Raw genomic sequence first — 15,861 nt, 5'->3', positions numbered from 1 at the left:
CATAAACTATGTGGTATTTTGCTTGGATACTCGGTGTGCTTTTAGCCTGTACGCTAGGAGTTATCAACGTTATGTGGTACGAATTTCAACAAAATAAAGACAGTATTGCTGACGACGAAAAAGATCTTCACGATAGGCTTAATCGCCAAAATGACGACTAACCCCCGACCAGATCGCGCGCAGCAAACTACCCTGCGCGCGTTCTTAAAAATACACTCCAACCACGCTGGTAGTCTGCTAAAACTGAGTATTGCGTTAGGTACTTTAAATGCAATACTCATGATTGCTAGTGCTTATTTGGTAGCACGTTCAATTCATCTAGTAATGTTTGAACATGCTGATTTAGCAACAGTTACTCCTTTACTTTGGCCATTATCTATATTGATTTTAGGGCGCGGCCTATTACTGAGTTTATCTGAACGTATTAGCGCGCAAGCGGCACTAAAAATTAAAACTGCGATGCGCCACACTTTACTTGAAAAACTGACACTCCTTGGCCCAAGTTATATTGAACAACAAGGCCATGGTGCAACTTTAAATACCTTGCATAATGGTGTTGAAGCACTGCACGACTATTATGCTAATTACTTACCCAGTGTGGCGTATAGCGCACTTATCCCTTTAGCGATTCTGATGGTGATTTTTCCTACTGACTGGAAAGCGGGATTGATTTTTTTATTTACAGCGCCTTTAATTCCTTTATTTATGATTTTAGTTGGTCACAAAGCCGAACAGCTAAACCAGCAACGCTGGCAACAATTAGCAGTGTTAGGTAATTACTTTTTTGATCGTTTACAAGGACTCACTCAACTTAAATTGTTTAACGCCACAGCACGTGAGTTAAAACAAATTGCCAAAATTTCAGATGATTTTCGCCATGCCACTTTAAGCGTATTAAAAATAGCATTTTTATCCTCTTTTGCATTAGAGTTTTTTGCAACTCTTAGCGTCGCATTAGTCGCCGTAATAATCGGTTTTCGGTTATTTTTTGGTACCTTAGATTTCTCGACCGGCTTTGTAGTGTTATTACTCGCACCAGAGTTTTATTTACCGCTGCGTCAACTTGGTAGTCATTATCATGCACGATTAGAAGGCATAAGTGCTGCTGCTGATATGCTCAAGATATTAAATGAACCATTACCAGATGAGAGCCTTATAAGCACAAAAACAAATATTCAAAGTAGATTAGACGTGCCGAACATAAAGCAGCTCAGTATTGGTAATTTAAGTTTTCACTATCCAAATAGTAATGAAGGCGTTAGCAATATAAACCTGACATTTTCAAGCTCTGGTATGTATGCCATTGTTGGCCAAAGTGGCGCGGGGAAAAGTACCCTACTTGACTGTCTATTGGGCTTTCATCCACAAGTAATAAATTCCATCGCGGTCAATCAACGCTCATTATCAGTCTCGCAAATTAAACAGTGGCAACAGCATATTGCTTGGATCCCACAGCAACCCACCTTGCTATTTAATAGCATAAAAGCCAATTTACTATTAGCAAAACCAGATGCCAGTATGCAAGAACTCGAAAATGCTGCAGCGCAAGCGGGTGCGCTTGAGTTTATTCTTGCTTTACCTCAAGGTTTTGACACCCCTATTGGCGAGCAAGGCGAAGGACTTTCCGGCGGACAAAAACAGCGCATCGCGTTAGCACGGGCTTTTTTAAAAGAAGCTCCCATTTTAGTTCTTGATGAGCCAACAGCTCACCTTGATAGTCAAACCGAGCAACTTGTCCAAACAGCTATTAATGATTATGCAAAAAAGCATTTAGTTATAGTGATCGCCCATCGCTTAAATACCATTGAACACGCTAAGCAAGTTATTGTAATGAAAGACGGTGCTGTTATTGAGCTGGGTAACTTTAACACCCTCATAGCTGCTAAAGGCGCACTATTTGATTTAGTGCATGCAAGGAGTCAACAGCATGACTAACTTTTTACGCTTATTAAAGCTGTGCAAGCCACACCTTGGGGCAATGTTACTAGGGGCATTTTTAGCTACATTAACGGTACTTGCAAATGTAGGCTTGTTGGCTGTTTCTGGCTGGTTTTTAGCCGCAATGGCTGCTGCAGGTCTAGCTAATACACAAATGAACTACTTTACGCCCGCTGGCGTCATACGCTTTTTAGCAATAGTGAGAACAGCGTCTCGTTATGGTGAACGTCTAGTCACTCACAACGCCACATTTTTACTGTTAAGTGAAATTCGCGTCAGTGTTTTTAATACGCTAAGCCAATTAAGTAATGTTGACTTGGCTATGAGCCGCAGTGCCGATCTATTCAATCGTATGCAAAATGATGTTGAAGCCCTCGATAAATTCTACTTAAATGTATTATTACCCATGATTGTTGCGATAATAAGTGTGCCAATTGTGATTGCGATTATGGCTGCATACAACGCTGATGTGGCACTGCTGTGCTTTATTGCGCTGTTATTCGTGGGTGTTGCCCTACCTTTAATACTGAGCAGGCAACTACAGAACACTGCAGACCTCGAAACGCAGTACTCTGCCACTTTACGCGCTGAATTATCTGATACCCTAAATGGCTTGAGAGAGCTGGCTATTTATCAAGCCACCGAGCAGCAAGTTAAACAATGCCGTGATGCCAGCGAACATTATAATCAGCAGCTGTTTGTACGCCATAGTGCACAGGCACGTAGTAATGGCTTATCACTGCTGATAGTACAACTAAGTATGTTAGGTGCCATTATAGTTATCACCCCATTGGTTTATAACGGTACAATGGCTAATGTTGAATTGGCCATGCTCAGTTTATTCGTACTTGCCAGTTTTGAAACGGTACTCACGCTACCCAATGCATTTATCCAACTACCGGTCGCATTAAGCGCTGCAAACCGTATTTTCGATTTAGAAGACAAACTACGCCCTGTTGCTAAAAATGCTCACGAGTCAGTGCCTGTACAGCCTTTAGGACTTGAATTTAAAGACGTTAGCTACTGTTATCTCAGCGATACTTTTGCGCTTAACAACTTAAGCTTTGTAATTGAGCCACTACAAAAAGTAGCCATTGTGGGCCAAAGTGGCAGTGGAAAAAGTACCCTGGTTAATTTACTCAGTGGCTTATGGCCACAGCAAAGCGGTGAAATAAACTTAACATTTGCACACAAAACGATGCCTATTAATATGACCAGCCAACAAAACCGCTGCGAACTTATAAGTATCGTCGCACAACAACATCATATTTTTGATGGCACAATTGCGGAAAACTTACGCTACGCAGCACCTGCGGCGACGAAAGAGCAAATGATCAACGCTTGCCAACAAGTGCAATTAGCAGACTGGCTCTGTGAGTTAAAGTTAGGGTTAAATACTCGCTTAGGCACAGGTGGTAGAAGTTTATCTCGCGGGCAATCTCGACGTTTAGCTTTGGCACAAGCATTACTGCGCGCACCGGCTATTTTAATCCTTGATGAACCTACAGAAGGTCTAGACAATCAATCTAAGCATCACGTGATGGATGCAATATTGACCAGCATGCAGCAATGTACCGTGCTGAGTATTACTCACGATCCTGCTTTGCTATCCAATATGGATCAGGTAATTTGGTTAGAGCAAGGTTGTGTAAAAGCGATTGCAACTCATCAGCAACTATTAATAGCGCAACCAGAGTACGTAAACTTGATCACACGGTTTTAATCATTTTCACCAATTGAAACAGCTTGAACTCAAGGTAAGTAATACGAAAAAGCCACCGACTATTACTCATAATCGGTGGCTTTTTTTATAAAGCGAACTATTAACGAACAATACCACGCTCTGAATTTTTAACAAAATCAACCATCAACTGTACTGCAGGGTACTTAGCAGCGTCATCTGCAAGTGCAACAAGCGCTTCATCAACACCTAAACTCTTACGATACAGTGTTTTATAGGCACGGCGCGTTGCCATTACTTCATCACTTTCAAAGCCACGGCGTTTCATACCCTCGGTATTAATCGCTACAGGGCCTGCAGGGGTGCCAATCGTTGTTACAAACGGTGGAACATCTTTATTTACACCTGAATACATGCCAACAAACGCATGTGCACCTACTTTACAAAACTGATGAATACCTGAATTGCCTGCTAAGATAACCCAATCACCAATGTGTACATGCCCTGCAACCGATGCATTATTAGCAAAAATAACGTTGTCGCCAATTACTGCATCATGGGCAACATGAGTGTAAGCCATAAATAAGTTATTGCTACCAATCTTAGTCACGCCTTGATCTTGAATCGTACCGCGGTGAATAGTGGCACATTCACGAATAATGTTGTTATCACCAATAATTAGCGTGGTTGGCTCATTATTATATTTTTTGTCTTGGCAGGCTTCACCTACTGACGCAAACTGAAATATATGATTGCCAGAACCTATTGTTGATGGCCCTTTGACCACAACGTGAGATTCAATAATACAATCATCACCAATAACCACATTGTCACCAATGTAGCTATATGGACCAACCGATACATTATTACCTAGCTTTGCACCTGATTCGATTATCGCTGTAGGATGGATCACAATTAAAGCTCTCTTCTCGCACACATGATTTCGGCAGCACAAACAACTTTGCCATCAACTTTAGCTTCTGCTGCAAACTTCCATATATTGCGGCGCTCTTTTAAAAACTGTACATGCAAATGCATGGTATCACCAGGTACCACAGGCTGCTTAAAACGTGCGTTATCAACGGCTGCAAACAAATACAGTTCATTCTCACTGCGGTTTTCAACAGTTTTGAAACCTAATAAACCCGTTGCCTGTGCCATAGCTTCTAAAATAAGCACACCAGGGAAAATTGGCTGATTAGGAAAGTGGCCTGTAAAAATAGGTTCATTAAATGTTACATTCTTAATTGCATGTAATGATTCACCTGGCGTGTAATCAAGTACACGGTCAACCAGTAACATTGGGTAACGGTGTGGTAGTAAGCTTAAAATTTCTTGTATATCAAGGCTATTTAATTCGTTTGCCAAAATAGCATCCTTATTCATTCTCAAGGTTTAATGACTTAGTCAGAGTCTCTAGCGCTTTTAGGCGATCTTTCATCTCTGGCAAATTACGCAAATGGGCAATATTGCGACGCCACTCTTTATTTGAAGAGTGTGGGAGCCCTGATGAATAAACACCGGCTTCCTTAATCGCTTTTGTCACCATACTCATGCCCGTTAGTATAACACCATCACATATTTCTATGTGACCATTTATACCAACAAGTCCAGCAATCTGACAATTCCTACCTATGGTTGTGCTACCTGCAATTACCGTACAGCCTGCGATAGCAGTACCAGAACCAATCTCAACATTATGGGCAATATGAACTTGGTTATCGATAATTACATTGCTGTGAATAATAGTGTCGTCAATTGCGCCACGGTCAATAGTTGCACCTGCGCCAATTTCAACTTTATCGCCAATGATCACTGAGCCTAATTGTGGAATTTTAATCCACTGACCTTTATCATTTGCGTAACCAAACCCGTCGCTGCCGATAATAGCGTTAGCTTGAACTAAACAATCACACCCAATTTCAACACTGTGATACACACTAACATTAGACCAAAGCTTAGTATTATCACCAATGCTAGCATTTTGACCAACAAAGCAATTTGCACCAATTTGTGTGTTTTCACCAATCGTAGCGCCCGCTTCAATAACTGCATTAGCTGCAATAGAGGCCGTATTAGCAATACAAGCTTCAGGGTGAACAACAGCACTTACGTGGATACCTTTAGCAGCAGATGCCGGTGTGGTGTCCATTATTTGTGCTAATTGTGCATAACTATTATAAGGGTTAGCTGCAATCAACTTGTTACCCGAATAATACTGTGCGTCTGCGGCAGATAAAATTACAGCACTGGCGTTCGTATTATCGAGTTGTGGGCGATATTTCTTATTCGCTAAAAATGCAATATGCCCAGAGCGGGCATTTGCAAGTGTAGCAATTTTTGATATTTCTAAGGCGCCATCACCATGAAGCTCAGCGCCTAGAAGTTCCGCTATCTGCGAAAGCGTATAATTTTGCATATATTCGTTCTATTGCTTACTTACTTTATCAACAACTTTGCTTGATAAGTCAGATACTTTTTTAGGGTTAAAGTAAATTGTAGTATCTTTTACTTTAACTTCATCAAAATTACCATCTTTAGCAACGTCTTCAATTGCTTTTATGATCAGTGCTTGTACTTTAGCTAGCTCTTGATTTTGACGAGTTTTAATTTCTTGCTCTAAAGGTCGACCCTTTTCAGCAAGTGTTTTTTGCATACCTTCAACTTTTGTACGCAGCGCATCTTTTTGAGCTTGGCTCATTGTTGTGCTTTCACGTTTAAATTTTTCAGCTTCAAAACGAATGTCACCTTGAAGTTTTTCAAGCTCTTGGCGGCGCTCAGCAAACTCTGTTTGCAATGCTAATTCAACTGACGCCATTTGTGGGATTTGTTTGTAGATTTCTTGCATGTCTACAATACCGACTTTATGTGCAAAAGCACTCGCAGATGTACCCATCATAAGTGTTGCTAAAATGGCAATCGCCGATGATTTAATTGATTTTTTCACAAATAACTCCTTTAGAATGTATTACTAATATTAAAGCTGATAGTTTTAGTTTTATCATCTTCTTCTTGTTGTAATGGATACGCAAAACTAATCAACATTGGACCCATTGGAGAGATCCACTGTAATGATAAACCCGTTGAAACTCTAAAACGCATCGGATCTGAATAATCATCAAGTAATGCGCGCTCGTCGACCCCTAAGTTTTGATAGCGTTCTACGTTAAACTCAGTATCCCACACGTTCGCTGCATCAACAAAAAAGCTGGTACGCACTGAACTGGTATTATCTTCGTCTAAAAACGGCGTAGGAACAATTAATTCCATACCAGCAACCGCTTTTGCATTACCACCAATACGACCGGCAGGTCTTAGCTTATCAAAAATTGGTGCACCACCGATACCTCCTGTTCCTGTACCATCTTTATCCGGGGTACCAGGTATAACTAACGGGCTACGGGAAATTGCATTCGGCAAAATAGTGTTACGATCAAAACCACGCAGTTCCATTTCAGTTATCCGAAAATACTCTTGAAATGGGAGGGTTTGATCATATCCATTTGTATTACCATAACCATTACCGTACCCCAATGCTGCACGCGTTGAAAATACCCAACGATGATCATCACTAATTGGCCAGTAAAAACGCGAGTCATAATTTAACTTAAAGTAAGTCAAATCTGAATTTGGCGTAGTACCTGTTAAATTTAACGTTTGACGAGAACCTGCTGTTGGGAATAAACCTCGGTTTACAGTAACACGTGACCAACCAACGCTTAGTTCATATTTAGTAAAGTTATAACCTGCATCTGGATTCTCAGGATCTAAGAATGTCTCACGTAATACACGCGTTTGTTCGTAGACAGCAATATCAGATAACTCTTCTTCAATCCAACGTGCCCCAAAATTAATACGGTTCACTGCATCGATTGGGAAGCCTATGTTGGTGCCTATACCATAGCTTTTTGATTTATAATCAATAAGGCTAAATTTACTAGCATCATAATTACTGTAAAAAATACTGCTACCTTGTGACACACCATCTGGCGTAAAGTAAGGGTCAGTGTACGATAAACTAACACGCTCTGAACCACGTGAAGTATTGATATTCAGACCAATCTGATTACCAGTACCCAAAAAGTTAGATTCAGTTACACCAATGTTAAACTGTAAACCTAGGTACGAACCATAAGCAAGGCCTGCGTTAAAGCTACCAGCTGACTGTTCTTTAACTGTAAAATCTACATCAACCTGATCATCAACGCCTGGCACAGGTATAACGTTAAAATCCACTTTTTCCATATATGGTAAGCGTTGGATTTGTAATTTTGAACGTTCAAGATTTTGATTTGATAACCATGCACCTTCAAGCTGTGTCATTTCACGGCGCAGTACTTCATCTGCCGTATTTTGGTTGCCACCAACTATAATACGACGAACATAGACACGCTGCCCAGGTTTAACTGATAGCGTTAACTGTACTTCTTTGGTTTCGTCATCAATTTCAGGGATTGTACGCACTTCAGCATTCGCATAACCAAAACGCGCTAAATAGCTTTTAATAAACTCTTCAGATGAAGTAACCACTGAACCGTTATAAAGTTCACCAGCACGCAGCGGTATCACACTTTTAATTAATTCTTCGCGACCGAGTAAATCACCAATAAAGTCAAAGCCTTTAACTTTGTATTTAACACCTTCATTGATGTTCGCTGTTACATACACAGATTCACGTTCTGGGCTCACTGATACTTGAGTTGAATCAATATTAAAGCGTAAGTAACCACGATCTAAATAAAAACTACGAATTTTCTCAAGGTCACCTTCAATGGTTTGTTTCTGATAGCGATCGCTCCCCATAAACTGCCACCAAGGTAAATCTTGTTGTGACTCTGCAAGCGCTAACAGCTCTTCATCTGAATATAACTCGTTACCAACTAAGTTAATTTGACGAATAGATGCTGCATCACCTTCATCAAATTCAAGTTTTAACTTAACGCGGTTACGTGGCAATTTAGTGATGCTTACATCGATTTTTGCATTGTATTTACCAATACTATGAAAAAACTCAATTAAGCCTTTTTCAATGTTATCAATCACGGTTTTATCAAGCGGCTCGCCTTGGCGAATATCTTGTTGATCAAGTGACTGTGTTAGCTGCTCATCTTTGATGTCTTTGTTACCATCAAATTCGATCAAACTAATCGTTGGGCGCTCAGTTACTTTAAAAATAACGTTGTTACCATCGCGTAATGCTTTGATATTGTCAAAGTGACCTGAGCTGTACAGTGACTTAATTGTTTTTGAAATTGTATATTCATCAACATCGTCACCCACATTTATTGGGATGTGTGTGAGCGCAGCACCTAGTGCAACTCGCTGTAAGCCTTCAACTTTTAAATCTTCAACAATAAAGGAGGTTTGGCCTAGGGCTGCAAAGCTGGCGCCTAATAAACTTGTTACTGCCAAATGTTTTTTTATAGCCATTTTATTATCTTTATCCTTTACAACTGTATTACCGCTCAACACCATAAAATTATAATTTAGCAGTGTCTTACAATCGTGTTTTTAATTCGAGACTGTCGGGATTGTTATAATCGCGATACATCATTGAACAAAGCGAAACATGTTAGAAAAATGAGTAGCAGAGCTCCCACTTTAAAACCAAACTCTTGTGTCTTTTCAGAGACCGGCTTTTTACGAAAAAGTTCAATTATGTAATACATTAAGTGACCGCCATCAAGCACTGGCAAGGGTAATAAGTTAAATACACCCAAGTTCACACTGATCAAAGCCAAAAAGCCTAAAAAGGCGACTAAGCCATAGCTTACGCTAGTTCCTGCCCCAACGGCAATGCCTACTGGACCACTTAAATTCTTTACTGACACTTGGCCTGTAATTAAATTACCAATCATATCGAAACTTAAGGCAATCAAGCGCCATGTTTCATTTACGCCACGCACAATACTATCGAGTGGGCCATAATGTCTAGTTTCAATATAACCATCGGGCCATTTTTCAACAACCGGTGCAACACCTAAAAACCCTTGAAGCTGCCCTTCGTTGCCAGCACGCCCTTTAGGAGTCACTGTTAGCAACTCCATACTATCTTGTCTTTTTACACTAAATTGTAATGATTTGTTAGCGGATTGCTCAATAACATTAACTAATTGCTGCCAACTGCCTATTGTTTCACCATTTACTGCGAAGATTGTATCTCCAACTTGTAATTTAGCCTCAGCCGCAGCTGAGTTTACGGTAATTGCTGCGATAGTTAATGTCGCTTGTGGACGAAAAGGCACAATGCCTAAAGATGCTAAAGGCGGTACATCTTGTTGATCTAGTTTCCAGCCATCAATATTTATGGTTTTAATTTGTTCTTGGTATTGCTCATTACGCACAGTAACAGCGACGCTTTTATTGCCAAGGTTTGCCATTAATGCAAATGTAGCATCTTGCCATGTACCTATATCTTCATCGCCAATTTTGAGTATATGTTGATTGGGTAATATACCGGCTTGTTCAGCGCGACTCCCCTCATTGATTGTACCAACAACTGGCTTAACTGATTGCACACCAATCATATACATTGCAGCTAGTGCAAAAATAGCAAAAATGAAATTTGCCATAGGTCCTGCAGCTACAATCGCAATACGCGCTTGCACTGACTTGGCATTAAACGACAAATGACGTTGTTCTGACGGTACATCATCGACACGCTCATCGAGCATCTTTACATAACCGCCTAGTGGAATAGCAGCTATTACATATTCTGTATCGAGCTTATCGCGCCATGTTAACAATGGCTTACCAAAACCAATTGAAAAACGCAGAACTTTAACGCCTGCTTTGCGAGCTACCCAAAAATGCCCATATTCATGCACTGTAACTAAAATACCCAGCGCTAAAATAAAAGACCCTAAATTCCACAGAAAATCGAACATATTAGCGTACTACCTTTGCAATGAGTTGCGTCGCTTGAAGTCGAGCTAAACGGTCACATTCAAGAATTTCATCCAATGTATGCACGTTTACATCAACCGTTGCTTCTAATGTTTGTGCATTAATACGGTAAATATCCGTAAAGCCAATCATCCCTTGCAAAAATGCATTAACGGCAACTTCATTGGCTGCATTAACCGTAGTGGTTGCCCCCTGCCCTGTATTACAAGCGGCAATTGCTAACTGTAAATTTGGGTAACGAGTAAAATCAGGTTTAGTGAAAGTAAAATCGGCGAGTTGTGAAAAATCAAGTGGCGTAACCCCCGCATCAATGCGCTGCGGGTATGCTAAAGCATGCGCAATGGGTGTGCGCATATCAGGATTACCCATTTGTGCTAGTACTGAGCCATCTTGATACTGCACCATTGAATGAATAATACTTTGCGGATGAATAACCACTTCAATATCTGTTGCCTTGCAGTTGAATAGCCATTTAGCCTCAATAAACTCTAAGCCTTTATTCATCATCGTAGCCGAATCGACTGAAATCTTTTGCCCCATTGACCAATTAGGGTGAGTAACGGCCTCTTGCACCGTGACAGTATTTAAAGTGTCAATATCACGAGTTAAAAAAGGTCCGCCAGAGCCTGTCAGTAAGATTTTACTCACACCATGCTCATGCAATTGTGCGTTTGTTTTTGAGCCTTGCAGAGCACTTGGCAGGCATTGGAATATTGCATTATGCTCACTATCAATTGGCAACAATGTGGCTTTATGTTGTTTTACTTTATCGATAAACAACTGGCCTGACATCACTAAGGATTCTTTATTTGCCAATAAAACCTTTTTACCCGCTTCAACTGCGCTGAGTGTAGGAATGAGCCCCGCGGCACCAACTATCGCCGACATAACAGCATCAACATCTGGGTGTGCAGCAAGCTCACTCATTGCAGCAATACCGCTGAGCACAATCGTTTTAGATTCTGAACCAGATAAGTACTGAGTTAACTGCTGCGCAGCATGCTCATCCGCCATAACAGCAAAGCGAGGGCGATAAGCGACGCATAGCTGCGCCATTTTTTTTGCATTTTTACCTGCCGTAAGTGCAAATACGCAAAACTGCTCTTGATTTCGAGCGACAACATCTAAGGTACTTAAACCGATTGACCCCGTCGCACCAAGAATCACTAGTTGCTGTTTACAACTCATAGACTAAGCGTCCACGCATAGCATAAAACGAAAATAGGCGCTGCAGCGGTTAAGCTATCAAGGCGATCTAAAATACCGCCATGCCCAGGTAAACATGATCCACTGTCTTTGAGACCAGCCTCACGTTTAAACATACTTTCGAGTAAGTCACCTATCGCTGAAAATAATGCGATAAATACAGTCATAACAGCGTAAATTGGCCAAACTGACATATCAACATTGGTAAAATGACAAAAAGCCAAAACAAATATTACTGCAGCGACTACCCCCCCAGCTAAACCTTCAATCGTTTTGTTGGGGCTCACTTTTGGCATTAACTTATGTTTACCAAAGTTTTTACCCGTAAAGTACGCACCAATGTCTGCGCTCCATACGATACCTAATACCACTAAAATAAGCATAGAACCAAAGTGCGTTGACTCACCATAATTTGCGCTTCGTAATGTATTCAACGCAAGCCACAATGGCACTAACGTCAAAATACCTGCAATGGCACGCATTACTATGCCTTCATTCCATGCTTTTGCCATGGCTGGGTAACGCCACACTAAGTAGGTAGCCACAATCCACCAAGAAAATGACAGAGTAAATATATAATTTGCATCCCCCACTAATTGGCCGTCAAACCACAAACTCTCAATTGGCCAATGCCAGTTAAGCAGTACCAGTAGCAGCGCAATAAATACGACAAATGAAAAACGCTTTAATTTGTCACACAAGCCCATAAATGCAGACCATTCCCACGCACTTAATAAAACTATCGCGCCAGCAATATAACTAAATAATGTAAGTGGTGTATAAAAAACCAAAAGTAATGCTAAAGGGGCTAGCACTAAAGAGGTTAAAATTCGTTGTTTTAGCAAAGTATTACCCTTTTAATTAGGTTTCGGCGAGTAATTGTTTTATTTGTTCGCCAGTACAACCAAATCGTCGCTCTCTGGCAACGTAACAAGCGATCGCATCAGCAAAAGCAGCTTCATTAAAGTCAGGCCAAAGCGTATCGGTAAAATAAAGTTCGGCATAAGCAACTTGCCATAATAAAAAGTTACTAATGCGTAAGTCGCCCCCGGTGCGGATCAACAAGTCAGGTTCAACCTGATCCTGCATACTCATCTGCGAGGCTAAGTGCTCTTCTGTAATATCATTGGGATCTAACTCTCCAGCAGCGACTTGTTTCCCAAGCTGCTTAGCCGCATTAGCTATATCCCATCGTCCGCCATAATTTGCTGCAATATTAAGTTGCAGCCCTGTATTATCCACGGTCAATTGATGTGCTGCATCGACTTTTTTTCGCAACGTATCTGAAAACCGAGATAAGTCACCAATAATAGTTAATTTAACATTATTTTTATGAAGCTTTTTAACTTCCTTGCTCAGTACAAATAAAAACAATTCCATTAAGGTACTAACTTCATCATCAGGGCGTCGCCAATTTTCACTACTAAAAGCGAATAAAGTCAACGATTGTACACCTAACTTAGCGCAAAATTGCACCGACTGACGAACTGCATCAACGCCTTTCTTATGACCGTACACACGAGGCCTATTCTTCGCCTGTGCCCAACGACCATTTCCATCCATGATTATAGCGACATGCTTGGGTAAACATTGCTGGGAAATTTTATCAGCGTTAAGAACCATAAATATCGAGTATTCCATAAAAAAACGCCGCCTAGTATACCCTAGACGGCGTCCCAAAACTAATAAATTTCATAACCCAAATTCAGGTTATTTAACTGCTTAGATTTCCATCAATTCAGTTTCTTTTGCTGCTAACAGTGTATCCATTTCTTTGATAAATTTGTCAGTAAGCTTTTGAATTGCATCATCAGATTGGCGTGCTTCATCTTCAGAAATATCTTTATCTTTCAATAAGCTTTTAACATCACCATTTGCATCACGACGAATATTACGAACAGCAACACGACCGCCTTCAACTTCACCACGAACGATCTTGATTAAGTCTTTACGACGTTCTTCTGTTAGTGGAGGAAGTGGAACACGAATAACCGTACCTGCTGACATTGGATTTAAACCCAAGTCAGATGCCATAATTGCTTTTTCTACTGCTTGTGCAAGTGATTTATCAAACACACTGATCGCCAGTGTTCGGGCATCTTCAATCGACACATTAGCAACTTGATTTAACGGCGTTGGTGCACCGTAATATGACACCATAATGCCATCTAAAAGTGCCGGATGAGCACGGCCAGTACGAATTTTAGATAGTTGACTGCCAAGTGCCGTTACACTTTTCTGCATACGTTCTGCAGCATCTTTTTGAATATCGTTAATCACGGTTCAATCCTAATCTAGTTAATAACTTCATCTGAGGCTTGTGAAGAGATAAGTGTGCCTTCTTCTTCGCCCATAATAACGCGCTTTAATGCGCCTGACTTATTCATATTAAATACGCTCAATGGCATATTGTGATCTCGCGCAAGTGTAAATGCCGCAAGATCCATTACTTTTAATTCTTTTTCAATAATTTCATTGTAGCTTAAGTGACGATAAAGTGTCGCTTCCGGATTTTTAACAGGATCATCACTGTAAACACCGTCTACTTTCGTCGCTTTAATAACGGTATCTGCTTCAATTTCGATACCACGTAAACACGCTGCGGAATCAGTTGTGAAGAAAGGATTACCTGTACCCGCTGCAAAAATAACAACGCGACCTGTTTTTAATAAGCTAATTGCTTCAGCCCAGTTGTATGCATCACACACGCCGTTAAGTGGGATAGCTGACATTAAACGACAGTTAACAAATGCACGATGCAACGCATCTCTCATTGCAAGGCCATTCATTACAGTCGCGAGCATTCCCATATGATCGCCTACAACGCGATTCATACCTGCTTCAGCTAACGAACCACCGCGTAAGAAGTTACCGCCACCGATAACTAAACCCACTTCTACGTCGAGTTCTACAAGCTCTTTAATTTCTTGCGCCATACGGTCGAGTACTTTTGGGTCGATGCCGAAGCCTTCGTCTCCCATCAGTGCTTCACCACTTAATTTGAGAAGAACGCGTCTAAAAATAGGTTTACGATTGATAGTCATAGTATTTGGGCCAACTTTTAAAAAAAGGATAAAAAATAACCGCGCTTATGATAAACATAAAGAGCGCGGTTATTTTAAAGAATTTCTAGCCGTGACGCAAAAGCAAATAGCATATTAATTGCATATAATTACTTCATTCATCACAGATAGTTAATCTTACTGACCTTTAGCTGCAGCAATTTGCGCAGCTACTTCAGCAGCAAAATCTTCTTCTTTCTTCTCAATACCTTCACCAACTTCTACACGTACGAAGCTAGTAACTGTTGCGTTTTTCTCTTTAAGAATATCGCCAACAGATTTTTTAGGTTCCATGATGAAAGCTTGACCAGTAAGAGAAACCTCACCAGTGAACTTCTTCATGCGACCAACAACCATCTTCTCAGCGATTTCAGCAGGCTTGCCTTCATTCATCGCGATTTCGATTTGTACTTGCTTTTCTTTTTCAACAACGTCAGCTGGTACGTCAGAAGGCGATAAGTATTCTGGACGTGAAGCAGCAACGTGCATTGCAACGTGCTTAAGTGTTTCTTCATCAGCAACACCCGCAACAACAACACCAATACGGTCACCATGGCGGTACTCAACTAGGTTTTCACCTGTGATGTACTGCAGGCGACGTACGTTGATGTTTTCGCCAATTTTAGTAACTAGCTCAACACGGTCTTCTTCAAACTTAGCTTGTAAGTCTTCGATAGACATTGTGTCAGCAATTGCAGCGTCAGCAACTTTATTAGCAAATGCTAAAAAGCTTACATCTTTTGCAACGAAGTCTGTTTGACAGTTAACTTCTACTAGTACAGCAACACCGGCATTTTGCTTGATGATGATAGTACCTTCAGCAGCAATGTTACCTGCTTTTTTAGCAGCTTTAGCAGCGCCACTTTTACGCATGTTTTCAATCGCTAACTCGATGTCACCATCAGTCTCAGTCAACGCTTTTTTACAATCCATCATGCCAGCGCCTGTACGCTCGCGTAATTCTTTAACTAGGGCAGTAGTTACAGCCATTAGTAAATCCTCAAATCTGAAATCTGGTTAGATAAGCGGGTTCCCGCTCTACAAGAATAGCAAGTCTTCACCTAAAAT

At 40.8% G+C, this 15,861-nt stretch carries 15 protein-coding genes; 3 read left to right on the top strand and 12 right to left on the bottom strand.

The window, feature by feature from the left end; genetic code table 11:
- Positions 1-8: 8 nt before the first annotated feature.
- Genes cydX through cydC form a run of 3 tightly spaced genes read left to right on the top strand, consistent with a single transcriptional unit; the run spans position 9 to position 3,661 of the window.
- Positions 9-161: a cytochrome bd-I oxidase subunit CydX gene (cydX, locus tag HH219_RS13240; RefSeq protein WP_054205994.1), complete on the top strand. Its 153-nt coding sequence runs from the start codon at positions 9-11 to the stop codon at positions 159-161.
- Positions 151-1,935 (top strand): thiol reductant ABC exporter subunit CydD, encoded by a 1,785-nt coding sequence (cydD, locus tag HH219_RS13235; protein ID WP_169327724.1) that lies wholly within the window; start codon positions 151-153, stop codon positions 1,933-1,935. The genes cydX and cydD overlap by 11 nt, the downstream gene beginning before the upstream one ends.
- The gene (gene cydC, locus HH219_RS13230) at positions 1,928-3,661 is read left to right on the top strand and encodes a thiol reductant ABC exporter subunit CydC (protein ID WP_169327723.1); all 1,734 of its coding nucleotides are present in this window, start codon (positions 1,928-1,930) and stop codon (positions 3,659-3,661) included. Before cydD ends, cydC begins: the two co-directional genes overlap by 8 nt.
- A 100-nt stretch (positions 3,662-3,761) precedes the next feature.
- Here cydC and lpxA read toward each other — a convergent pair whose 3' ends face one another.
- The 12 genes from lpxA to tsf form a co-directional block, all read right to left on the bottom strand.
- Positions 3,762-4,532 (bottom strand): acyl-ACP--UDP-N-acetylglucosamine O-acyltransferase, encoded by a 771-nt coding sequence (lpxA, locus tag HH219_RS13225; protein WP_054205997.1) that lies wholly within the window; start codon positions 4,530-4,532, stop codon positions 3,762-3,764.
- A 2-nt stretch (positions 4,533-4,534) separates the two neighbouring features.
- Positions 4,535-4,987 (bottom strand): 3-hydroxyacyl-ACP dehydratase FabZ, encoded by a 453-nt coding sequence (gene fabZ / locus HH219_RS13220; protein WP_054205998.1) that lies wholly within the window; start codon positions 4,985-4,987, stop codon positions 4,535-4,537.
- Between the two features lie 10 nt (positions 4,988-4,997).
- Entirely contained in the window at positions 4,998-6,038 is a 1,041-nt protein-coding gene (gene lpxD, locus HH219_RS13215) for a UDP-3-O-(3-hydroxymyristoyl)glucosamine N-acyltransferase (RefSeq protein WP_169327722.1), read from the bottom strand.
- 9 nt (positions 6,039-6,047) lie between these two features.
- The gene (locus HH219_RS13210) at positions 6,048-6,566 is read right to left on the bottom strand and encodes an OmpH family outer membrane protein (protein WP_054206000.1); all 519 of its coding nucleotides are present in this window, start codon (positions 6,564-6,566) and stop codon (positions 6,048-6,050) included.
- Between the two features lie 11 nt (positions 6,567-6,577).
- Positions 6,578-9,049, bottom strand: a complete 2,472-nt coding sequence (gene bamA, locus HH219_RS13205) for an outer membrane protein assembly factor BamA (protein ID WP_169327721.1) — start codon at positions 9,047-9,049, stop codon at positions 6,578-6,580.
- 104 nt (positions 9,050-9,153) lie between these two features.
- The gene (gene rseP, locus HH219_RS13200) at positions 9,154-10,506 is read right to left on the bottom strand and encodes a sigma E protease regulator RseP (RefSeq protein WP_169327720.1); all 1,353 of its coding nucleotides are present in this window, start codon (positions 10,504-10,506) and stop codon (positions 9,154-9,156) included.
- Between the two features lies 1 nt (position 10,507).
- Positions 10,508-11,713: a 1-deoxy-D-xylulose-5-phosphate reductoisomerase gene (ispC, locus tag HH219_RS13195; RefSeq protein WP_169327719.1), complete on the bottom strand. Its 1,206-nt coding sequence runs from the start codon at positions 11,711-11,713 to the stop codon at positions 10,508-10,510.
- A complete protein-coding gene (locus HH219_RS13190; protein WP_054206003.1) occupies positions 11,710-12,576 on the bottom strand; it encodes a phosphatidate cytidylyltransferase in 867 nt (288 codons plus the stop codon). Before HH219_RS13190 ends, ispC begins: the two co-directional genes overlap by 4 nt.
- A 16-nt stretch (positions 12,577-12,592) precedes the next feature.
- Complete coding sequence (locus HH219_RS13185) at positions 12,593-13,372, bottom strand: isoprenyl transferase (protein ID WP_169327718.1); 780 nt, start codon at positions 13,370-13,372, stop codon at positions 12,593-12,595.
- Between the two features lie 81 nt (positions 13,373-13,453).
- A complete protein-coding gene (gene frr / locus HH219_RS13180; protein ID WP_054206005.1) occupies positions 13,454-14,011 on the bottom strand; it encodes a ribosome recycling factor in 558 nt (185 codons plus the stop codon).
- A gap of 14 nt (positions 14,012-14,025) precedes the next feature.
- Positions 14,026-14,775 (bottom strand): UMP kinase, encoded by a 750-nt coding sequence (gene pyrH, locus HH219_RS13175; protein ID WP_016707641.1) that lies wholly within the window; start codon positions 14,773-14,775, stop codon positions 14,026-14,028.
- 156 nt (positions 14,776-14,931) lie between these two features.
- Entirely contained in the window at positions 14,932-15,783 is an 852-nt protein-coding gene (gene tsf / locus HH219_RS13170) for a translation elongation factor Ts (protein WP_054206006.1), read from the bottom strand.
- Positions 15,784-15,861: the final 78 nt, after the last annotated feature.

Origin of the sequence: Pseudoalteromonas sp. NEC-BIFX-2020_015 (assembly GCF_012952265.1) — a bacterium.
Taxonomy (GTDB): domain Bacteria; phylum Pseudomonadota; class Gammaproteobacteria; order Enterobacterales; family Alteromonadaceae; genus Pseudoalteromonas; species Pseudoalteromonas neustonica.
Note: the sequence above shows the minus strand (reverse complement) of the source record. Positions and strands in the feature narration are given on the sequence as shown.

Excerpts from the sequence above, each read along its gene's own strand:
- cydX (WP_054205994.1), top strand. The coding sequence starts at position 9 with ATGTGGTATTTTGCTTGGATACTCGGTGTGCTTTTAGCCTGTACGCTA.
- cydD (WP_169327724.1), top strand. The coding sequence starts at position 151 with ATGACGACTAACCCCCGACCAGATCGCGCGCAGCAAACTACCCTGCGC.
- cydC (WP_169327723.1), top strand. The coding sequence starts at position 1,928 with ATGACTAACTTTTTACGCTTATTAAAGCTGTGCAAGCCACACCTTGGG.
- lpxD (WP_169327722.1), bottom strand. The coding sequence starts at position 6,038 with ATGCAAAATTATACGCTTTCGCAGATAGCGGAACTTCTAGGCGCTGAG.
- bamA (WP_169327721.1), bottom strand. The coding sequence starts at position 9,049 with ATGGCTATAAAAAAACATTTGGCAGTAACAAGTTTATTAGGCGCCAGC.
- rseP (WP_169327720.1), bottom strand. The coding sequence starts at position 10,506 with ATGTTCGATTTTCTGTGGAATTTAGGGTCTTTTATTTTAGCGCTGGGT.
- ispC (WP_169327719.1), bottom strand. The coding sequence starts at position 11,713 with ATGAGTTGTAAACAGCAACTAGTGATTCTTGGTGCGACGGGGTCAATC.
- HH219_RS13185 (WP_169327718.1), bottom strand. The coding sequence starts at position 13,372 with ATGGAATACTCGATATTTATGGTTCTTAACGCTGATAAAATTTCCCAG.
- pyrH (WP_016707641.1), bottom strand. The coding sequence starts at position 14,775 with ATGACTATCAATCGTAAACCTATTTTTAGACGCGTTCTTCTCAAATTA.
- tsf (WP_054206006.1), bottom strand. The coding sequence starts at position 15,783 with ATGGCTGTAACTACTGCCCTAGTTAAAGAATTACGCGAGCGTACAGGC.